Here is a 22225-nt window from a genome sequence, read left to right as displayed (position 1 = left end):
CCCCACAATGGATGAGTGAACGCATCGATACCCGTCACCAGAACCGTCGACCACGGCATCGCCAAGCTGATGCCCGATGTGGACCGGGAGCGAGCCTGGTTGCTCACGGTCGACGGGGCGCCGCAGTCGTACGTCGATCTCGACGAGCCGGCGTATCTGGAGTTCGAGTACGCGCGGCGGCTCGGCTTTGTGCTGGACGCCGTGGCCGAGGCGGGGCGGGCGCTGGACGTGGTGCATCTCGGGGGAGGGGCGCTGACCCTGCCCCGCTATGTGGCGGCCACCCGGCCCGGCTCCAGGCAGGACGTCGTCGAGGCCGACGCCGCACTGCTGGAGCTGGTCGTCGAGCACCTGCCGCTGCCGGCGGGCTCGGGCATCGCGCTGCACACGGCCGATGCCCGAGCCTGGCTGGAGGCGGCCCCGGACGACTCGGCCGATGTGCTGATCGGCGACGTGTTCGGCGGGTCGCGGGTGCCGGCGCACCTGACCACGCTCGCCTACGCCCGCGAGACCGAGCGGGTGCTGCGGCCGGGCGGGGTCTATCTGGCGAACCTTGCCGACGCGGCGCCGTTCGGCTTCCTCCGCTCCCAACTGGCCACATTCGCCGGGTACTTCGCGGAGCTGGTGCTGATCGCCGAGCCGGGGGTGCTGCGCGGCCGGCGGTTCGGGAACGCGGTGCTCGTCGCCTCGCACCGGCCGCTCGACACGGCCGCCCTGGCCCGCCGCGCCGCATCGGACGCGTTTCCGGCACGGGTCGAACATGGCACGGCGGTAAGGGAGTTCACCGGCTCCGCGCGGCCGGTCGAGGACACCGACGCGGTGCCGTCACCCGAGCCCCCCGATGGGGCGTTCGGCATCGGCTGACGCGGCCGCGGTGGTCAGCAAGGAATGGTCACGGCCCGCCCAGGAGGGCCTGCGCGGGCCGTGCGGGGTCACTGGTTCGTCGGGTCTCCGTGCAGCCGGACCGAGCTGAGGATCTTCATGATGGTCGCCTCGGGCACCTCGTCCTTCACGCCCTTGGCCCCGTAGAAGTTGAACGACACATAGTCGTTGACCGAGTTCTGGAAGCCGAAGGTGAGCGCCTTGCCGTCGCTCGCGCACTTGCCCTTGCGGGGCGTGTGGGAGGACCGGGCCCATCCGTAACTGCCCTTGATGCCCGAGGCGGTGACGAAGGGGGTGCCCTTCTTGTCGAAGGAGATGCTCTTCTTGTCGGGCTGGGTGTAGCCGCCGTAGACCCACCAGGCCGGCGTGTTGACCGCGATCTCGTCCGTGCTCTTGGCACCGCTCGCGCCCTTGGAGCCCACGACCGCCAGCGGGGTGTCGTCGGTGTGGCCGTCCTTGTCGTCGTCGGAGCTGCACCACTTCGGCTGGTCCTTGGCGGTGCCCGACTGGATGATGTTGTCCATCTGCCCGTTCTTCTTCTTGGGCAGGTCGAAGCCGATGTCGAGGCCGGGGGACTGGATCTCCCAGTCCGCGGGCACGTCGTAGGCGACGCCCCACCGGGGGTTCACCACGACCTTCCAGCCGGGGATGGTCGGCTTCTCCGTCTGGGTGCCGCGCGGGTCGTCGGTCACCGATGCGGAGGGCGAGGGCGGCGAGGTGGGCGACTGACTCGCATGCTGCCCGCCCTTGCCACCGGCCTGGTCGTTCTTGTCGTCCTTCTTGCCGAGGACGAGATAGCCGGTCACACCGGCGGCGACCACGACCGCCGCGGCCGCGACGATCGCGATCAGCTTGGCGCGGCCGCCGCCCTGCGGGGGCTGCGGGACGGGCACGGTGGGTGGCTGCTGCTGCCCCCACTGCTGCTGCTGACCGTACGGCCCGGCCTGCGGATACTGCTGGTATCCGGGCTGCTGGTACGGGTTCGGCTGCTGGTAACCCGGCTGCTGATACGGATTGTCCTGCGGCGGTTGCTGCGGGTTGTTCTGCGGGTTTGGCACGCCCCCTGGCGGCTGCTGATCTGGCCACATGGCCAGCAACCCTAGTGCTGTCACGGACACGATTGGGTCACCGGTCCTTGTCAGGGTGGTAGCGATACGGGGTCGGCGGCCGCTGGGGCTGGTCAGATTCTGCTACCCGCGAGTAACATTACGGCCATGAGCGCAGACCAGATGTCGATCGGCGAGATGCTCGCCGCCACCGTGCCCATGGCCCGGACGCTGAACCTGGAGTTCGTCGAGACCACGGCGGACAAGGCCGTGGTGGCCCTGCCGGACCAGGACGCCTACCACAACCACGTGGGCGGGCCGCACGCCGGTGCGATGTTCACGCTCGGGGAGTCGGCCAGCGGCGCCATCGTGCTGGCCGCCTTCGGGGACCAGCTCGCGCGCGCGGTGCCGCTCGCCGTCCGCGCCGAGATCGCCTACAAGAAGCTGGCGATGGGCGCCGTCACCGCGACCGCCACGCTGGGCCGCCCGGCCGCCGAGGTCGTCGCCGAACTGGACGCCGGGCAGCGCCCCGAGTTCCCCGTGGCGGTCGAGATCCGGCGCGCGGACGGCGCCGTGACGAGCGAGATGACCGTCGTGTGGACGCTGCGTCCCAACGGCTGAGGGCGGGCAAGGCATGCGGGAGCGGGGCCCTTTCGAGGGCCCCGCTCGTCGTGTGCGGGGTCTCAGGCGGCCCGGCCGTGTGTGCGGGGTCTCAGGCGGCCCGGCGGTCGTCCCGGGCGGCGGGCCCGCCGTCCTCCAGGCATGCACGAACTCCTTGCGCCAGTCGCTGAATTCGGGCCCGAGGTCCGGGCGCGCACGGGCCGGGCGGGCCACCGTGCGCAGATAGCCGGCCTTGTCGCCGGTGTCGTAGCGCGGACCGTCGAAGACGACCCCGTGCACCGTGCCGCCCGCCGCGAGGTCCTGGAGCGCGTCCGTCAGCCGGATCTCGCCACCGCGGCCCGGCGCGGTGCGCTCCAGGACGTCGAACACGGCCGGGTCGAGGACATAGCGGCCGATGACCGCGTACCGGCTCGGCGCGGTCCCGGGCGCCGGCTTCTCCGCCGGGCCCCTCACCCGTACGACGCCCCGCTCGTCCGTCGGTTCCACCACCGCGCAGCCGTAGAGGTGGGCCTGCTCCGGGGTGACCTCCATCGGCCGGGCCGGATCGCGCACCGCGTCCAGGCGTACGGTGTCGCCCCTGGCGGCCGGCGCCTGCTCCAGTTCGAAGGCGTTGTCGAAGTGGTCCTCGATGGCGCGCTTGTGCCGGCCGGTACGACCGCCAAGCATGGGAACCGGCTGTGAAGTGATACCGGCGGTAACTGTGCGGTAATTCGCCGACTTTGAAGTCGTGTCAATCGAACTTCTTGTTTCCTGTGAGGCGCATGTGCGATCGTGAGCCTCCCCGCGGGAGGGCAAAGGCGGGCGCCTGAGCGCCAAGGCCGGCCCTTTAGGTACGTACCAGATCTAGGTATGCGCCACATCGGTACTGCTTTCCGACAGGACGGCATTTCGCGTGCGGTCCTGCGGCTGGAAAGGAAATGGTTCCGTGCAGTCCCCACACCCCCCACGCCCGCCGTACCCGCCCCTGCCCGGATCGCCCGGGGAGTCCGACCGTGATCTCGTCGCCGGACTCGGCGGCCCGCACCACATCCACCATCACGCCGTCGCCCTGCTGCTGGCCCGCCACTGGCGGGCCGCCCGCGACTACGCGATCGTCTGCCTGGCCTCCGCCGGTCCCACCGCCCAACTCGTCGCCACCGCAGCCTTCCACGAGGTCCTCGGCCGGCTGGCGGGCGGAGCGATCGGCGGCGCCCTGCGTCCCCAGCTCCTGACCGCCGTCCGCGACAGCGTCCGCGCCTGGGCGGCGGACGGCATCGCCTGTGCGACCCTGCCGGAATTGCGCCGGCCCACCGGTGGTCGCGGACTGCGGGCGACAAAGCCCGGAACGCCGGAAAGACGACAACTCGCCGAACGTGCTTTCCGGGCCCTTCCCGGCGGCTCGCAATGCCTTCTGTGGCACACCGAGGTCGAAGCCGAACCCATTCACATACCCGCTGGTCTGCTGGGTATCGCCCCGGCCACCGCGGCGGCCGCCCTGGAACGGGCGTGCGAGCAATTCCGCGCGGGTTGCGTACGCGCCCACCGAGAACTCGCGCCCACCAGGGAATGCCGTTTCTACAACCGGCTCCTGGACGTCCCGCTGCGCCGTGGCGGCGTCCTGCTGCCGGATGTACGGCAGCATCTGACAGTCTGCGCGTACTGCCGCAGCGCCGCCGAGACCTTCGCGCTGTTCGACGACGGTCTCGGCCAGCTGCTCGCCGAGACCGTGCTCGGCTGGGGAGCCCGCCGCTACCTCGACTCGCGTCCCGGGCGCGGCGCCGCCGAGGAGATACCGCCCGCGCCCGTGCCCGACCCGGTGGCAGCGGCGCCCGGCGGCCGGCATCGCACCGCGCCCGGCGGCCGCCACCGCACCGCCCTGGCCCTCGGCGTGGCACTGACCTCGCTCGCGCTGCTTGCCACCGTCCTCGTCGTCCGCAGCTGGTCGGATGACAACGGTGTCCCCGCACCCGGCGCCACCTGGGGCGCGCCCGCCGGCCGCAGCACCCGCCCGAACGGCACCGCGGACGCCCGCTCCGTCACCTCCCCCTCCGCCCCCACCGCCGCCTCGGCCGGCGACCCCGTCGAGGTCGCCCACGGCAGCCTGCGCGATCTGCGCTCCGGCCGCTGCCTGGACGTACGCGGGGAACTCGCCGGACCGGCCGCGGGCGTGGGGCTCGTACCGTGCTCGTCCGCGGCCACGCAGCAGTGGTCGTACCGGGACGACGGACTGCTGCGCAACGCCGCCGACCCGGCCCGGTGCCTGGCTGCCGACCCCGGTACGAAGAGCGTCGTGCTCGCCGGCTGCGTCGTACACCCCGGAGAGGTGACGTACGACTTCACCGTGCGCGGCGAGATCCTGCCGCGCGGGCGGGCGGGCCTCGCGCTCGCCGCCGGCTCCGGTTCCGGCGGCGCCTCCGCCGGCGTCGGGCTGGCACCGCGGGACGGTTCGCCGGAGCAGCGCTGGGCGCTGGACCCGGACGCGGACGGGAACGGGGACGGGATACGGCGGCCCCATGCGGCGCCGGGCGGGGCGGGCGCTCCGGGCGGTCCGGGGGCGCCGGTGGCTCCGGCCGGTCCGGGTGCGGACGGCGGTCGTGGTGACGCTTCGGACGGCGGCGGGCCACCGGGGGACCGGCGGCCGGGGGACCCGGAGGGCGCTGCCGCGGGCGAGGGGCACGACGGCGCGGGCGGCGGGCCGGGGGAGCCGGGTGCGTCGGGCCCGGCCGACCGGACCCGGATCGCTCAGGTCCGCGCCGAGCGCCATCGGCGCCGCGGTGATTCCGTCCCGCCCGTCCCGCCCGTCCCGCCCGTCCTGGCCGGCGCGGCGGTGCGCGTGGCGCACGGCGTCCGGTTGCCGATCGCCGGCCCGGTCGCCGCCCTGCTGGCGACGGCGGTGCGGACACTGCCGCGCTGACGTGCTGCGAGCCGGCTCCGGCACGCCTGATCGCGTTCGAGCCACAGCGCCGAAGTCATGCGGAATTTACAGACGTCGCGGGAATGTCCCGGCGCGTTGCGGCCGGGTAATTGCACGGTGAAGCGGTCGGCCGCTTTGACGGGGTTGTGGTGGTGTGGCGCGTGGACCCGAAGGGTCCCGCGCTCGCACTCGCGAGCTGAATGACGGCTTTTCCCGGTTCTTGCGCGGAATTCGACCACCTGGCCGAATCGCTGTCGCCGGCCGTGAAAAGGCCGCGTCGTTATTGACCCGTGAGTAGGTCACGGCTAGGTTCCGGTGCCCTCGCACCAGATCGTTCCGCCGCACACACCCCCACCGTGCTGTCTCGCCGATCGTGCCGGAGCATCATGACCTCGCCTGTGCGCGCCCATGACCTCGTCCTGTGCCTCACCCCCTGCGGAGAACCCGACGCAGGTCTCACCGCCGCCGCCGGCGCCGCCGGGGCGCTCGGCATCCTCGACCTCGGTAGCGGCGACCGGAGATCACGAGAGGAGTTGTCGCGGCTGAGACGCGCCGCGACGGGCCCCTTCGGGATACGGGTGACGGGGCGCTGCGCCCTGACCCCGGCCGACGTCGGGGACACCCCCGACACCGTGGTCCTCACCCCGGACGCATCCTGGAAATTCACCGAACTCGCCGCATTCTGTCGGGTGTTGGCCGAGGTCACCGACCTCGGACAGGCTCGAGCGGCCGTACGCGCCGGTGCCCGGGGGCTGATCGCCCGGGGCGCCGAGAGCGGCGGCCGGGTCGGCGAGCTGAGCACCTTCGTCCTGCTGCAACAGCTGCTGTCCGACGAGGAGTCGGGCGCGGTCCCGGTCTGGGCGTGCGGTGGCATCGGGCCCCGTACGGCGGCCGCCGCCGTGACCGGCGGGGCCGCCGGGGTCGTCCTCGACACCCAGCTCGCGCTGCTCCCCGAATCGGCGCTGCCGGAGGCGGTGCGGGCGCTGCTGCGTCCCCTGGACGGCTCGGAGACCGTGATGCTGGGCGGCCACCGGGTCCTGCGGCGCCGCGGACCGGACGCCCCGCGACCGCCGGCCGACGACCCCGACGCCGTCGCGTCCCTCCTGGGCACCCGCGATCCACGGACACAACTCCTCCCGGTGGGCCAGGACAGCTTCCTCGCCTCCCGCTTCGCCGAACGGTACGGAGACATACGGCGGGTGGTGCGGGCGGTGACGACGGCGATCCACGGCGTGGCCGACGGGCAGCCGGGGCGGGTGGAGACGCACGAGCCGGCTGCCACAAGCCCGGCGCCGCCGCCGACCACCCCCCGCACCACCGCCGGGCCGGCCGGCGCGCTGCGGGCCGGGTCGGTCATGAGCCGGGCACTGGGTACCCGGCTCCCGGTCGCGCAGGGGCCGATGACCCGGGTCAGTGACCAGGCAGGATTCGCCGCCGCCGTCGCCGGGGACGGGGCGCTGCCGTTCCTCGCGCTGGCCCTCGCCGACGGCGAGCGGACCCGGTCGCTGCTCACCGAGGCGCGGGCCGTGCTGGACGGACGGCCCTGGGGCGTCGGGGTGCTCGGCTTCGCACCCGAGCAGATCAGGAACGCCCAGCTGGACGCCGTACGGGAGCTGCGGCCCACGCACGCGATCGTCGCCGGCGGACGGCCCGCCCAGGCCGAGACGCTGGAGCGGGCCGGGATCCGCACCTTCCTGCACGTGCCCTCGCCGGGTCTGCTGCGGCAGTTCCTGGACGCGGGCGTGCGCCGGTTCGTGTTCGAGGGTGCCGAGTGCGGCGGCCATGTCGGACCGCGGGCGTCCTTCCCGCTGTGGGAGGCCCAACTCGCCGTACTGGAGGACTTCCTGGCCGAGGCCGACGACGCGCAGGCCCGGCGGCTGGAGGTGTTCTTCGCGGGCGGTGTGCACGACGAGCGGTCGGCGGCGATGGTCGCGGCCCTGGCCGCGCCGCTCACCGACCGGGAAGCCGCCGTCGGCGTCCTCATGGGCACCGCCTACCTGTTCACCGAGGAGGCGGTCGCCCACGGCGCCGTGCGGCCGCTGTTCCAGCGGCAGGTCCTCGCCGCCACCACGACCGCCCTGCTGGAGACCGCCCCCGGCCACGTCACCCGCTGCGTCCCTAGCCCCTTCACCGCCGACTACCGTGCCCGGGAGGCCGCGCTGCGGGCGCAGGACCTGCCGGACCGCGACATCTGGGAGCGCCTGGAGCGGCTCAACGTGGGCCGGCTGCGCATCGCCAGCAAGGGCGTCGAGCGCGCCGCGGACGGCGCGTTGACGGCCGTCGACGAGGAACGGCAGCTCACGGACGGGATGTTCATGGCCGGCGAGGTCGCCGTGCTGCGCTCGGCCACCACCACCCTCGCGGAGCTGCACCACGCGGTGACCGACGGCGCCGCCGACTTCCTGACCCGGCGGGCCGCCCGGCCCGGTCCGTCCTCCGTCGCCGAGCCGGCTGCGCCCGCGCCGCTCGACATCGCGATCGTCGGTATGGCCTGCATGTTCCCCCAGGCACCGGACCTCGCCGCCTTCTGGTCCACCGTCGTCACCGGCCGCGACGCCGTCACCGAGGTGCCGCCGGAGCGCTGGGATCCGGCCGTGCACCACACCGCCGGCCGCACGGCGTCCAAATGGGGCGGTTTTCTGCCCCGGATCCCCTTCGACCCGCTGCGCTACGGCATCCCGCCCGCCTCCCTTGGCAGCATCGAGCCCGTCCAGCTGCTCTCCCTGGAAGCGGCCCGCCGGGCGCTGGAGGACGCCGGGTACGGCGAGCAGGGGCGGGAGTTCGACCGGGCGCGGACCGCCGTCGTCTTCGGCGCCGAGGCGGGCAGCGACCTGTCCAACGCCGCCACCCTGCGCGCCGTCCTCCCCTCGTACTACGGCGAGGTCCCCGCCGGCATCGAGGAGCAGCTGCCCCGGCTGACCGAGGACTCCTTCCCCGGCATGCTCGCCAATGTCATCTCCGGCCGCATCGCCAACCGGCTCGACCTCGGCGGCGCCAACTTCACCGTGGACGCCGCCTGCGCCTCCTCCCTCGCCGCCCTCGACGTGGCCTGCAAGGAACTCGTCTCCCACGCCAGCGACACCGTGCTGTGCGGCGGCGCCGACCTGCACAACGGCATCAACGACTTCGTCCTGTTCTCCTCCGTCCACGCGCTCTCCCCGACCGGACGCTCCCGCGCCTTCGACGCCTCGGCCGACGGCATCGCCCTCGGCGAGGGCGTCGCCTGCGTGGTCCTCAAGCGGCTCGCGGACGCCGAACGCGACGGCGACCGGATCTACGGCGTGGTCAAGGGCCTCGGCTCCGCGAGCGACGGCCGCTCCCTCGGCCTGACCGCACCCCGCCCCGAAGGCCAGCGGGCGGCCCTGGAGCGGGCGTACCGCAACGCCGGTGTCTCGCCCGCCGACGTCGGCCTCGTCGAGGCGCACGGCACCGGCACCGTCGTCGGCGACCGCACCGAACTCGCCGTGCTCACCGAGGTGTTCGACGAGGCCGGGGCCGACACGGGCGGCTGTGCGCTCGGCTCGGTCAAGTCGCAGATCGGGCACACCAAGTGCGCCGCCGGACTCGCCGGACTGATCAAGACCGCCCTCGCGCTGTACACCGGGATCACCCCGCCCACCCTGCATCTGGAGCGGCCCAACCCGGCCTGGACGGAGGGCGCCGGCCCGTTCGCCTTCCACACCCGCGCCCGGCCGTGGACCGCACCGGCCGCCGAACGCCTCGCCGGAGTCAGCGCGTTCGGCTTCGGCGGCACCAACTTCCATGCGGTGCTGGCCGCGCACGCCGACGCCGTGGCGCCCCGCCAGGCCCTGGACGACTGGCCCGCCGAGCTGTTCCTCTTCCGCGGGCGGGACACGGCGGCCGCCCACCGGCAGGCCGCGGAGATCCTCCGGGCCGCCGAGGCCGACGGCCGCCCCTGGCGCCTGCGCGACCTCGCCCTGGCCGCGGCCCGCCGCGCCGACACCTCGCACGAACCGGTACGGGCCGCGGTCGTCTCCCGCGACACCGGGGAACTCGCCGGGCAGCTACGGCGGCTCCTCGCCGGCGAGCACGATCCGGCCGCGGGGATCCATGCCGCGGACCCTGACGGGGGTTCTGCCGAGGCCTCTGCCGAGGCCTCTGCCGAGGGCCAGACCGCCTTCCTCTTCCCCGGGCAGGGCAGCCAGCGCCCCGGCATGCTCGCCGACCTCCTGGTCCACCTCCCCGAGCTGCGGCACTACCTGGACCTCGGCCGAGCACACGCCGACACCGTCCATCCGCCGGCCGCCTTCGACGACACCGCCCGTGAGCGCCGCCGCGCGGCCCTCACCGACACCAGGGTCGCCCAGCCCGCCCTCGGCATCACGGGCCTCGCCGCCCACGCCTTCCTCACCTCGGCCGGGGTCCACCCCGACCATGCCGCCGGGCACAGCTACGGCGAACTGGTCGCCCTCGCCGCGGCCGGCGCCCTCGACCCCGAGACCCTGCTGGAGCTGAGCACCGAGCGGGCCGGCGCGATCCTGACGGCGGCGGGCGACGACCCCGGCACCATGGCCGCCGTCGGCGCCGGAGCCGAGACCGTCGTACACACCCTGCGCTCGGCCGGAGCGCCCGGCTCGGTCGTCGTCGCCAACCTCAACGCGCCCGACCAGACCGTGATCTCCGGACCCACGGCGGATGTCGACACGGCCGTGCGGCTGCTGCGGGACGCGGGCCTCGGGGCCCGGCGCATCCCCGTGGCCTGCGCCTTCCACAGCCCGGTCGTCGCCGCGGCGGGCGAGCGGTTCGCCAAGGTGCTCGCGGACCGGACGGTACGCACGCCCGAGTTCCCCGTCTGGGCCAACCGCACCGCCGCGCCCTATCCGCCCGGCCCCGACGCGGTGCGCTCCGAACTCGCCGCCCAGATCGGCGCCCCGGTCGCCTTCGCCGCCCAGATCGAGGCGATGTACGAGGCCGGCGCCCGCGTCTTCGTCGAGGCGGGCCCCGGCACGGTCCTCACCCGGCTGGTCGGACGGATCCTCGGCGACCGCCCGCACCGCACGGTCGCCTGCGAACCGGCCGCCGACAGCGGGCTGCGTGGCTGGCTCGACGCCCTCGCCCGGCTCGCCGTCGCCGGACAGCCGGTGCGCACCGCCTGGCTGCTGCGCGGCCGCGACGCCGTCGACGCCCTGCGCACCCCGGCGCCCGCCCGGCCCGGCTGGACGGTCGACGGCCAGCTCGTCCGCACCGCCGACGGAGCACTCCTGCCCGGTGCCCTCGCACCGGCCCGACGAGTCGTGGAGACGACCGTGACCACCGACCAGCCGCACGGCGCCCCGGCCGACCGGGACGCGCTCATCTCCGAATTCCTGCGCACCAGCCGGGAGATGATCGCCGCCCAGCGCGATGTCCTCCTCACCTATTTCGGCGCCGGTGCCGGCGCCACGCCACCGGCCCCGGTCGCACCCGCGCCGATATCGGCGGCTGCGGTGCCGATCCTCGAACTCCAGCCGGTCACCGAGGAGTTGGCCGAGCCGGACCGTGCGGAGCCGGTGGCTGACGTGGCCCGGGTCGTCCTGGAGATCATCAGCGAGCGCACCGGCTACCCCGTCGACATGATCGAGCCCGATCTCGATCTGGAGGCGGACCTCAGCATCGACTCGATCAAGCGCGCCGAGATCGCGGGCGAACTCGCCAGACGCCTCGGCATCGGGGACGGCGCCCAGGTCCTGGACGACGCCGAACTGGAGGAACTGGCCAAGGCGCGTACGGCGGCGGCCGTCACGGGTTGGCTGACGGCTCGGATCGGCACGCACACCGGTGCGGGAGACGGACCAGGTGAGGGGGACGGACCCGGCGAGAGCGGCGGACCCGGTGCGGAAGGTGGACCAGGTGTGGGGGACGGACCAGGCGAGAGCGTCGGAACCGGCGAGAGCGGCGGATCCGGTGAGGGGGGCGGACAAGCCGGCCGGTCGGCCGAGGTGACGTTCACCGACGACCGGGACGGGGGAGCCGAGCCGCGGCCCGCGCCGGCGGACCTGCCCGCACTGGGTGTCGCTCCCAGGCGGTGCGTGCTCCAGCCTGTGCCCCTGCCGGAGCCGGAGCCTGAACCGGCCCCTGGCCCGGACCCCGCGCTGGCCGGACGGCGGTTCGCCCTCCTGGGGGGCGGGGACGGCACGGCGGCCGAGGTCGCGGCGCGGCTCGCGGCACACGGCGCCGGCACCGTGACCCTCGACCGGGCGCACCTCCTCGCCGATGCCGACGGCCCCGTCGACGGCGTCGTCTACCTCGGCGCGCTGCCCGGCCCCGACCTCCCGGTGCTGCCCGACGCCTTCCCGGTGCTCCGGGCGGCACTCGCCCGCGACCCGCGCCGGCTGCTCGCCGTCCGGGCCGCCGGTCCCGCGGGCGCGTTGCGCGCCGCCGGTCTGGACGGCCTGTTCCGTAGCGTCGGCCGCGAGTACCCGGACCTGACGGCACGGGTCGTCGCCGCGGCCGACACCGCCCCGGTGGCCGTCGCCGACGCCGTACTCACCGAGCTGCGCGCGCCCGGCCCGGAATCCGTCGTCCTGCGTACCGCGGCCGGCGCCCGGCAGGGACTGGAGCTGGTGCCCGCACCGCTCGGCCCGCTCGCCGCCACCGGCGCCGGACCGGCGGGACCCGGCGCCGCCGAAGCGGCCGCGCTCGGCCTCGACCGGGACTCCGTCGTCCTGCTGGTCGGCGGTGCCCGGGGCATCACCGCGAAATTCGCGGCCACGCTGGCCGGCGCCTGCCGCTGCCGGGTCGAGCTGCTGGGCCGCACCCCCGCGCCCACCGCCGCCGAGGACCCGCGCACCGCCGCCGCCCGCACCCCCGAGGAGCTGCGCGCGGCCCTCGCGGCCGGGCCCGGCGCACCGAAGCCCGCCGAGATCAACCGGGCCGCCGAACTGATCCTCGCCCAGCGGGAGATCGCCACGACCCTCGCGGAGCTCGGCGCACTCGGCAGCGAGGCCCGCTACCGCCCGGTGGACTTCCGGGACCGGCACGCCGTCCTGCAGACGGTCAAGGAGATCCACGCCGAACACGGCCGCCTCGACGGAGTCGTCTTCGCCGCCGGCGTGATCGAGGACCGGCTGATCGCCGACAAGACCCCCGAGTCCTTCCAGCGGGTCTACGGTACGAAGACGGCCGGGGCGGCCGCGCTGTTCGCCGCCCTGGACGACCTGCCCGGCACGCCCGCGTTCACCGTGCTGTTCGGCAGCATCGCCGCTGTCCTCGGCAACCGCGGCCAGGCCGACTACGCCGCCGCCAACGACGCCCTCGAAGCGCTCGGCGCCGACTGGGCCGCCCGCACCGGCGGCCGCGCGCTGACCGTCCACTGGGGACCCTGGGCGCCGTCCGGCACGCACAGCGGCATGGTCGGCGCGGAACTCGGCCGCGCATACGCCCGGCGCGGCATCGAGCTGATCGACCCGGACGAGGGCACCGCGGCCCTGCTCCGGGAACTCGCCTGGGGCGAGCCGTCGGCCCGAGCCGTCGTCTACACCGCGTCGGGCTGGTGACATGACGGAGCGTCATACCCCCGTCGCCATTGTCGGGATGGCGGTGCTGCTGCCCGGCGCCCCCGGCCTCGACGCCTACTGGCGCAACCTGCGCGACGGCGTCGACGCGGTCCGCGACGTCCCCGCGGACCGCTGGGACGCCGACTACTACCGGCCCGGTACGGCCGCCGGTCCCGCCGCCCCCGACCAGGTGTACTGCCGACGCGGCGGCTTCGTGGACGGGCCGGCCGAGGTGGATGTCACCCGGTACGGCATCATGCCCGCCTCGGTACCCGGCACCGAACCCGATCAGCTCATCGCCCTCGACGTGGCCGCCGCCGCGCTCGCCGACGCGGGCGGTGCGGAACGGCTGCCCGAACGCCACCGGATCGGCGTCGCGCTCGGGCGCGGCGGCTATCTCACCCCGGGCCTGGTCCGTCTGGACCAGCGGGTCCGTACGGCCGGACAGCTGACCCGCACCCTGGGCGAGCTGCTGCCGGACCTCTCCGCCGGCCAACTCGACCGTATCCGCGCGGCGTTCACCGAGCGGCTCGGCCCGGACAGCCCGGAGTCCGCGATCGGCCTGGTCCCGAACCTCGCCGCTTCCCGCATCGCCAACCGGCTCGACCTGCGCGGCCCCGCCTACACCGTCGACGCGGCCTGTGCCTCCTCCCTGGTCGCCGTCGACCAGGCGGTCACCGAACTCACCACCGGCCGCTGCGACCTGATGCTGGCCGGGGGAGTGCACCACTGCCACGACATCACCCTCTGGAGCGTCTTCGCCCAACTCCGCGCCCTGTCCCCGAGCCAGCGCATCCGCCCCTTCCACCGCGGCGCCGACGGCATCCTCATCGGCGAGGGCACCGGCGTCGTCGTACTCAAGCGCCTCGCGGACGCCGAACGCGCCGGTGACCGCGTGTACGCGGTGATCCGGGGCACCGGCGTGGCAAGCGACGGCCGCACCGCGAGCCTGGCCAGCCCCGACCCCGGCGGACAGGCCCGCGCCGTACGGCAGGCCTGGCAGGCCGCCGGGCTCGACCCCGCCGCACCGGACTCCCTCGGCCTGCTGGAGGCGCACGGCACCGCCACCCCCGCCGGTGACGCGGCCGAACTCGCCACCCTGGCCGAGGTGTTCGGACCGGCCGTGCGCGGCGCCGACGGCTTCCGCCCGGTCCTCGGCTCGGTGAAGTCGATGATCGGCCACACCATGCCGGCCGCCGGGGTCGCGGGCCTCGTCAAGGCCGCTCTCGCCCTGCACCACGGCACCCTCCTGCCCACCCTCCACTGCGAGGAACCCCATCCCGCCCTGGCCGCCACCCGCTTTCGCACCGTGGAGCGGTCCGGGCCCTGGGAGACCGACGCCCGGCAGCCGGTCCGCCGCGCCGCCGTGAACGCCTTCGGCTTCGGCGGGATCAACGCGCATGTGGTGCTGGAGGAGGCGCCGGGCACCCGTGCGAGGGCCCGTGCGCGCTCCGCGCCCGTCCCCGGCGCCGCTTCAGCCCCCGCCGCTTCCGTTTCCGCTTCCGTTCCTGTTCCCGGCTCTGCTTCCGCTGACGCTTCCGCGCAGGTCAGGGAGGTCGAGCCGATCCTGTTGCTCGCCGCCGGCAGTGTGGCGGACCTCGCCGCGCTGCTCGGCTCCGACGACGCGGCCGTGCTCGCCGCCGGGCTCGACCCGGCCCGGCCGGATCCCGGTGCCGGTCCCGTCCGGCTCGGGATCGTCGCCCCGACCGCCAAGCGGCTCGCCCTGGCCCGCCGTGCGGTCGCCAAGGGCCGCGCCTGGCAGGGCCGCGGCGATGTGTGGTTCCGGCCGGGCCCGCTGCTCGGCCGGGCCGGCGACAGGCTGGCGTTCGTCTTCCCCGGCCTGGAAGGCGACTTCACACCCCGCACGGACGACATCGCCGCCCACTTCGGCCTCACCCCGCCGCCCGCCACGGACGTCCGGGTCGGCGACGTCGCACGGCACGGCTTCGGCGTCGTCGGCGTGGGCCGCCTGCTGGAGGGGGCGCTGCGCGGCATGGGCGTCGTACCGGACGCGGTCGCCGGGCACAGCGTCGGCGAATGGACGGCCATGGCGGCGGCCGGACTGTACGCACCGGACCAGGTCGACGCGTTCATGGCCGAGTTCGACCCGGACGCGGTCACCGTCCCCGGTCTGGCCTTCGCCGCCCTCGGCACCTCCGCCGCGCAGGTCCGCGCCGCGCTCGCCGAGTCCTGGGCGGACTCCGGGATCGTGCTCTCCCATGACAACGCGCCCCGCCAGTCCATGGTCTGCGGACCCGGCCCGGCGGTCGGGGAGTTCGTACGGTCCTTGCGCGCCCAGGGCGTGATCTGCCAGGTGCTGCCCTTCCGGTCCGGCTTCCACACGCCGATGCTGGAGCCGTACCTCGCGCCCATCGAGGAGGCCGCCGGACGCTTCCGGCTGCATCCGCCGACCGTGCCGGTGTGGTCGGGTACGACCGCGGCGCCCTTCCCGGAGGCGGAGGACGCGGTACGCGCGCTGTTCGTGCGGCACCTGCTGGAGCCCGTCCGCTTCCGCGAGCTGACCGAGGCGCTCTACGGCGCCGGGCACCGCGTCTTCGTGCAGGCCGGCCCCGGCCGGCTCACCTCTCTGATCGGCGACACCCTCGGTGACCGCGATCACCTGGCCGTCGCCGCCAACGCGCCCGAGCGCGACGGCATGGCCCAACTGCGCCGCGTGGCAACGGCGTTGTGGACGGCCGGGGCGTCGACGGTGCCCGCACTGCCCGCCCGTACCGCGCCGCCCGCGCCCTCCCGACGGCGCCGCCCGCCCGTCCGCCTCGACCTCGGCAGCGCCCTCGTCTCCCTGGACACGCCGACCCTCACCACCCTCCGCGCCGAACTGCGCCCGCACGCGCCCGCGGCGGCCCCGCCCCGCCCCGACCGTCCCGGTGCTGGTGCCGGTGCCGGTGGAGCGGCCGCTCCAGGTGGACCGGCCGCTCCCGGCCTCGGTGAACTGGACGGCCTCGCCGCACGCTTCCCGGTCGCCGCCGAACTGACCGCCCTGCTGCGGGACACCGCGGGCACGGCGGCCCAGTTGATCACCGCCGGCCGTACCCCGGCGGGCACCGCCCCCACCGCGTCCCCCCTCCCCGCACCGGCCACACAGGTACCGGCCACCCCCGTACCGGCCGCCCCCACCCCGGCGACCACCACCCTCCACGTCTCCCCGCAGACCATGCCGCACCTCCTGGACCACTGCTTCTTCCCACAGCGCGCCGGCTGGCCGGACGTCGAGGACCGCTGGCCGGTGGTTCCCGCGACCACCATCGTCCGGCACCTGATGGACGCGGCGGAGGCGGCGGCGCCCGGACTGCGGGCGGTCGCCGTGCACGAGGCCCGCTTCGACCGCTGGCTCACCGCCACACCCCCCGTCGACGTACCGGTCACCGTCACACCGGACCCCAGCAGCCCCGGCCGCGTCTCCGTCGCCTTCGGCCCCACGGCCCGCGCCACGGTCGAACTCGCCCCGCAGCACCCCGGACCGCCCCCGCCGGCCCCGCTCCCCGACGCCGCCGAGCGCCGCCCCGAGCACACCGCCGCCCAGATCTACCGGGAACGCTGGATGTTCCACGGCCCCGGGTTCCAGGGCCTGACCGACCTCACCGCCCTCGGCGAGCGGCACATCCGCGGGGTGATCACCGCGCCCGCCGCACCGGGCGCCCTGCTCGACAACGTGGGTCAGCTCCTCGGCTACTGGATCATGGCGACCCGCAGCCAACGGACGGTCGTCTTCCCCGTGCGGATGCGGCGCCTGCGTTTCCACGGGCCGCACCCGGCCCCCGGCACCGAGGTGCACTGCGTCCTGCGGATCACCTCCCTCACGGACACCGTCCTGGAGGCCGACGCCGAGCTCACCGTCGGCGGGCGGGTGTGGGCCGTGATCGACGGCTGGCAGGACCGCCGCTTCGACAACGACCCGACCACCCGGCCCGTGGAACGCTTCCCCGAACGCCACACCCTCTCCGAGGCCATGCCCGGCGGCTGGGCCCTGGTGCACGAGCGCTGGCCGGACCTCGCCTCGCGCGAACTGATCATGCGCAACTCCCTCGGCGGCGCCGAGCGGGCCGCGTACGCCGCCCGCCCGCCGCGCGGCCGCCGGCAGTGGCTGCTCGGCCGGATCGCCGTCAAGGACGCCGTACGGCAGTGGCTGTGGCAGCACGGCGAGGGCCCCGTCTTTCCCGCCGAACTCCGCGTCCACAACGACGAGTTGGGCCGCCCCTTCGTCACCGGCGTACACGGCCGCGCCCTGCCCCCGCTGGATGTCTCGCTCGCCCACCGCGCCGAGGCGGGCGTGGCGATCGTCCGGCCGCACAGCCCGCATCCCGGCCCCGGCATCGACATCGAAGAGGTCACCGAGCGCGATCCGGCCACCCTCGCCACCGCGCTCGGCCCGGCCGAACTGCGTCTGCTGCACTCCCGGGCGACGGACGACGCCGATGCCCGGGCCGTGTGGTTCACCCGGTTCTGGGCCGCCAAGGAGGCCGTCGCCAAGGCCGAGGGAGTCGGACTCGGCGGCCGGCCACGGGACTTCGCGGTGCGGGAGACCACCCCGGACGGCAGCCGGCTGCTGGTCTCCGGCCGCCTGGAACGCCTCTACACCGTGCACTGCGCGTCGGTGCCGAACCCGCCCGCCCTGCCGCGGCGCGCCTATGTCGCGGCCTGGACGACCGGGCCCGGAGCCGACGACGGACACCCCCACGAAGCAGCCGAGGAGTACCCCCGATGAACCCCACCCAGCCGGCCCCGGCGCAGCCCACCGCCGACACCGTGCTCGCCGATGTCACCGGCATGCTCCGCACGGTGCTGGCGGAGTACGGCGACGACGACGTGCTGATCGGCATGTCCACCACCTTCAACCGTGACCTGGAGCTGGAGAGCATCGACCTCGTCACCCTGGCCGGACTGCTGGAGGAGCGGTACGGGCAGCGGGTCAACCTCGCCGAGTTCCTCGCCGGCATGGAGTTCGACGAGATCATCGAGCTGACGGTCGGCCGGCTCGTGGAGCACGTGGTGTGGAGCCTGAAGACCACGCAGGCGGGCTGAGCGGTGGCGATGGTCGACGCCGGCGGGATCCGGCTGCACGTCCAGCGCACCGGCCCGGCCGACGGCCGCGTCCCGCACGGCACCGTCGTCCTGGTGCACGGGCTGCTCACCGACAGCCTGGCCAGCTACTACTTCACCGTCGCGCCCGGCTTCGCCGCGGCCGGACTCGATGTCGTCATGTACGACCTGCGCGGGCACGGCCGCAGCGAGCGCCCGCCGGCGGGCTACACCCTCGACCACAACATCGACGACCTGGAGGCGCTCCTCGACCGGCTGGCGGTCACCGGGCCGGTCCATCTCGTCGGCAACTCCTACGGCGGCACCATCGCCTTCGGCTTCGCCGCCCGCCATCCGGAGCGCACGGCCACGCTGACGCTGATCGAGTCCGAGCCCGCGACCGCGGCCTGGGCGGCGAAACTCGGCGGCATCCTCGACCGGGTCATGACCCAGCTCGCCCACAACGAGCCCGACGCGATCGCCTGGATCATCGCGCACCGGGGCCACAACACCGCCCGGCTCGCCAAGGGCGCGGCCCGGCTCGCCCGCGAGACCAGCCTCGGCCGGGACATCCCCGCCAGCCGGGTGCTGACCGAGCACCAGATCAGCGCCGTACGCTGCCCGGTCCTCGGTGTGTACGGCGGCGAGTCGGACCTCGCCGGTCTGGTGCCGCTGAAGCAGGCGCTGCTGACGGAGTACCGGGCGGTCGTGCTGCCCGGGCACGAGCACTCGGTGCTGGTGGAGGCGCCGGCCGCGGTCGGCGGGCACATCCTGGACCTGATCGGCGCCGGGGCGGGGGTCGGATGAGTTCCTTCCTCTTCGTGGTGCCGCCGCTGACCGGGCATGTCAACCCGGCCGTCGGTGTCGCCGCCCGGCTGGGCGCGCACGGGCACCGGGTGGCCTGGGTCTGCGCTGACCCGGCGCTGGTACGGCGGCTCGCGGGTGCGGACGCCGAGGTGTTCGGCTGCGCGGGCCCGGTGCCGGGCGCAGAGGGTGTCGTACGACCGCCGGACCTGCGGGGCGCGGAGGCGCTGAAGTTCCTGTGGGAGTGGTACCTGCTGCCGCTCGCCGACGCCATGGCGGCGGGCGTCCGTGCGGCATGTGAGACGTTCCGCCCGGATGTGGTCGTGGCCGACCAGCAGGCCTTCGCCGGCGCCCTGGTCGCCGAACACCTCGGCCTGCCGTGGGCCACCTCGGCCACCACCTCGGCGGAGTTCTCCGGCGCCTACGACGGACTGCCGAAGGTTGCCGAGTGGCTGCGCGCGAGCCTTGCCGGGCTGCGGGCCCGGATCGGTGCCCCGTCCGGCACGGCGGACCCGCGCTTCTCCCCGCACCTCCTGCTGATCTTCAGCACCCCCGAACTCATCGGCCCCCAGGCGCCGTTGGCCCCCCACATCCACTACGTCGGCCCGTCCGTCGGCGACCGCCCGGCCGACGGCGGCTTCCCCTGGGAGCGGCTGGACCAGGGCCGGGCGACGGTCCTGGTGACCCTGGGCACGGCGAACGCCGACGCGGGCGGCCGGTTCCTCGCCGAGTGCCGCACCGCGCTGCGGGAACGCGCCGACCGCGTCCAGGCGGTGTTCGCCGACCCGGGCGGCCTGCTCGCGGTGCCGCCCGGCGACAAGGACGTCCTGGTCCTCCGGTCGGTGCCCCAACTCCCGCTGCTGGCACGGACGGACGCGGTCATCTGCCATGCCGGGCACAACACCGTGTGCGAGGCGCTGTGGCACGGCGTCCCGCTGGTCGTCGCGCCCATCCGCGACGACCAGCCCGTGGTGGCCGGACAGGTCGTGGACGCGGGTGCCGGTGTCCGGGTCCGGTTCGGCCGGGCCCGGGCGGCCCAGCTGGGCGTGGCCCTCGACACCGTCCTCACCGACCCCGCCCACCGGGCCGCCGCCGTCCGGATCCGCACCGCGTTCCGCGCGGCGGGCGGTGCCGGGGCCGCGGCGGCCCACCTCGAACACCTCGCAGACCTCGCAGCGGAGAGCCGATGACCGACGACAAGAGTGAGAAGAGCAGCAAGAGTGACAAGAGAAGCAAGAGTGACAAGGCGGCGCGCGTCGCCGCCCTGCGCCCCGTCTACCAGCAGGACCTGGCCGCCGGCCCGGACCGCTTCTTCGCCGCCCGCCGCCCCGACTGCCCCTGGTGCGGCTCGGCCCAGCTCGCCACCCGGCTGCGCACCACCGACCTGCTCCAGCACAAGCCCGGCCGCTTCACCCTCGACCGCTGCGCCGACTGCGGCCACACCTTCCAGAACCCCCGACTGACCGAGGAGGGGCTGGAGTTCTACTACCGGGACTTCTACGACGGCCTCGGCGAACAGCGGATGAGCGGCACCTTCGGCGGCCGTGACGCCATGTACCGGGGCCGCGCCGAGGCGATGCTGCCGCACGACAGTGCCCCGAAGACCTGGCTGGACGTCGGCACCGGCCACGGCCACTTCTGCGCATCCGCCCGGACCGTCCTGCCCGGCACCTCCTTCGACGGGCTGGACTTCACCGACGGCGTCGAGCTCGCCGCCCGCGAGGGCCGCGTGGACCACGCCTACCGCGGCGCCTTCCCGGACCTCGCCCCCGAACTCACCGCCCGCTACGACGTGGTCAGCATGTTCCACTACCTGGAACACAGCACCGAACCCGACCGGGAACTGCGCGCCGCCCACGAGGCCGTACGTCCCGGCGGTCACCTCCTCATCGAGGTGCCGGACCCGGAGAGCCGCTACGCCCGGCTGCTCGGCCGCTGGTGGCTGCCCTGGCTCCAGCCCCAGCATCTGCACTTCATGCCGGTGGCCAACCTCCGGCGGCGGCTGACCGAACGCGGCTTCACGGTGGTCGCCGAGCAGCACGCCGAGGCGCACGACCCGGTCGACCTGCTCGCCGCCGTCTGGCTCGGCCTCGACCACACCGCCCCGCGCGACGACGCCCCCTGGCTGCCCGAGCCGCCCGGCGCCCTGCGCCGCGCCGCCCGCACCGCCCTTCTCCTCGCGGGAGTGCCCGCGCTGCTCACCGCGACGCTCCTCGACCGGCTCGCGGTACGCCCCCTGTCCCACCGCCTCGGCCTGTCCAACGCCTACCGTCTGGTGGCCCGCCGCGAATGACCCGTACTCACAGCGCCTTGGCGCGGATCAGCGCCGACATCGTCAGGGTGCCCGGCAGCAGCGGCACCCAGTCGGTCAGCACCCGGTAGCCGATCACCGTCGCGGTGGCCGGCGCCGGCGAGGAGCCGAAGGTGACCAGCGTCCACACCAGCGCCGCGTCGACCGCGAGTCCGCCCGGCGCGGGCACCGCCCCGACGGCCGTGCCCGCGGCGAGATAGGCGAGCACCACATGCGCCCAGGGCAGCCCCAGTCCGAGCGAGGCACTGACACAGGCGAGCGTGGTCCCCTGCAGCAGCGGCATGGCGACCGCCCCGCCCCACAGCGCGGCCACCCGCCAGGGCTGTGTGTGCACCTCCCGCGCGTCGGCGAGGGCGGAGCGCAGCAGCCCGGACACCGGCCGCCGCAACGGCCGTACGACCGTCAGCAGCACGCCCGCGATCGCGAGGGCGCCGCCCGCGACCGCGGCGAGCGGCACCAGCAGCCGCCCGTCCGGGACCAGCTCGCCGAGGCGCCGCCAGGCCGGCGACGCGGCCAGGAAGACCACGAGCACCACCGTCTTGGCGGAGGACTTCGCCAGCGAGTACAGCCCGATCGACGCGGTCGCACGGTCCAGCGGCACCCCGTGCGCGCGCAGAAAGCGCGCGGTGACGGCATGGGCACCGAGCCCGGCGGGGAGTGCGTGGTTGGCGGCACCGGCGGCGAACTGCGAGGCCAGCAGCGGTCCCGGCGGCACCCGGTCGGGCAGTGCGCCCTGCCGTGCGCAGGAGGCCGCCACCCAGTTCAGACAGGTGAATCCGCCACCGGCCAGCAGCCACCAGGGATCGGCGACGACGAGCCGCCGGAACCCGTCGTACACCACGGGCCGGTTGGCGAGCGCCCAGCCGCAGGCGAGCAGCAGCGGGGCCAGGCACAGGGCCAGCCGTACGGGCCGGCCCGCCATGAAAGACGTGGGCCGGGGCGGAGTGGCTGCCCGCGTGAGCGAGACGGCCGCGGGCGAGGAGGCCGGCGACAGGGGCAGTGGGGAGAGCGAGGAGGGGGACGGTGAGGACACGGGGACGTCGTCCTTCCGCGTCGGGTCCCACGGCGGGGACCTGGGGGAGGCGGTTCGGGCGATACCGGGGGAGTTTTCCCCGCCCGCGTGACATCGGGGTGT

The 22225-nt window shown here is 75.0% G+C and carries 11 protein-coding genes and 1 pseudogene; 9 read left to right on the top strand and 3 right to left on the bottom strand.

Features of this window, described 5'->3' with window-relative positions; genetic code table 11:
• Nucleotides 1-15: 15 nt before the first annotated feature.
• Nucleotides 16-861: a spermidine synthase gene (locus IE277_RS30065; protein ID WP_189956853.1), complete on the top strand. Its 846-nt coding sequence runs from the start codon at nt 16-18 to the stop codon at nt 859-861.
• Between the two features lie 68 nt (nt 862-929).
• Here IE277_RS30065 and IE277_RS30060 read toward each other — a convergent pair whose 3' ends face one another.
• Nucleotides 930-1967, bottom strand: coding sequence for a DUF8017 domain-containing protein (locus IE277_RS30060; protein WP_189956852.1), 1038 nt, complete (start codon nt 1965-1967; stop codon nt 930-932).
• Between the two features lie 126 nt (nt 1968-2093).
• Between IE277_RS30060 and IE277_RS30055 the strand changes: the two genes are divergently transcribed.
• Nucleotides 2094-2546 (top strand): DUF4442 domain-containing protein, encoded by a 453-nt coding sequence (locus IE277_RS30055; RefSeq protein WP_189956851.1) that lies wholly within the window; start codon nt 2094-2096, stop codon nt 2544-2546.
• A 144-nt stretch (nt 2547-2690) separates the two neighbouring features.
• Here the strand turns inward: IE277_RS30055 and IE277_RS30050 are convergent.
• Nucleotides 2691-3233: pseudogene (locus tag IE277_RS30050) on the bottom strand (sugar phosphate nucleotidyltransferase); the annotation flags it as partial.
• Nucleotides 3234-3471: 238 nt separating this feature from the next.
• Between IE277_RS30050 and IE277_RS30045 the strand changes: the two are divergent.
• The 7 genes from IE277_RS30045 (at nt 3472) to IE277_RS30015 (ending at nt 21072) form a co-directional block, all read left to right on the top strand.
• Entirely contained in the window at nt 3472-5439 is a 1968-nt protein-coding gene (locus IE277_RS30045) for an RICIN domain-containing protein (RefSeq protein ID WP_189956850.1), read from the top strand.
• A 386-nt stretch (nt 5440-5825) separates the two neighbouring features.
• The gene (locus IE277_RS30040; protein WP_189956849.1) at nt 5826-12935 is read left to right on the top strand and encodes a type I polyketide synthase; all 7110 of its coding nucleotides are present in this window, start codon (nt 5826-5828) and stop codon (nt 12933-12935) included.
• Nucleotide 12936: 1 nt separating this feature from the next.
• The gene (locus tag IE277_RS30035) at nt 12937-17661 is read left to right on the top strand and encodes a type I polyketide synthase (protein ID WP_189956848.1); all 4725 of its coding nucleotides are present in this window, start codon (nt 12937-12939) and stop codon (nt 17659-17661) included.
• Nucleotides 17658-17978 carry an acyl carrier protein gene (locus IE277_RS30030; protein WP_189956847.1) on the top strand — a complete coding sequence of 107 codons (321 nt, stop codon included), beginning with the start codon at nt 17658-17660 and terminating at the stop codon, nt 17976-17978. The genes IE277_RS30035 and IE277_RS30030 overlap by 4 nt, the downstream gene beginning before the upstream one ends.
• 9 nt (nt 17979-17987) lie before the next feature.
• The gene (locus IE277_RS30025) at nt 17988-18782 is read left to right on the top strand and encodes an alpha/beta fold hydrolase (RefSeq protein WP_189956921.1); all 795 of its coding nucleotides are present in this window, start codon (nt 17988-17990) and stop codon (nt 18780-18782) included.
• Nucleotides 18779-19969, top strand: a complete 1191-nt coding sequence (locus IE277_RS30020; RefSeq protein ID WP_189956846.1) for a glycosyltransferase — start codon at nt 18779-18781, stop codon at nt 19967-19969. Before IE277_RS30025 ends, IE277_RS30020 begins: the two co-directional genes overlap by 4 nt.
• Entirely contained in the window at nt 19966-21072 is a 1107-nt protein-coding gene (locus IE277_RS30015; protein ID WP_189956845.1) for a class I SAM-dependent methyltransferase, read from the top strand. The genes IE277_RS30020 and IE277_RS30015 overlap by 4 nt, the downstream gene beginning before the upstream one ends.
• A 7-nt stretch (nt 21073-21079) precedes the next feature.
• On the opposite strand, the gene IE277_RS30010 is transcribed toward IE277_RS30015, so the two are convergent.
• Nucleotides 21080-22123, bottom strand: a complete 1044-nt coding sequence (locus IE277_RS30010; RefSeq protein ID WP_229882064.1) for a lysylphosphatidylglycerol synthase transmembrane domain-containing protein — start codon at nt 22121-22123, stop codon at nt 21080-21082.
• Between the last annotated feature and the right edge of the window lie 102 nt (nt 22124-22225).

Origin of the sequence: Streptomyces alanosinicus (genome assembly GCF_014650595.1) — a bacterium.
GTDB classification, from domain to species: domain Bacteria; phylum Actinomycetota; class Actinomycetes; order Streptomycetales; family Streptomycetaceae; genus Streptomyces; species Streptomyces alanosinicus.
The sequence above is the reverse complement of the archived record's forward strand: the minus strand, read 5'-3'. Positions and strand labels throughout refer to the sequence as shown.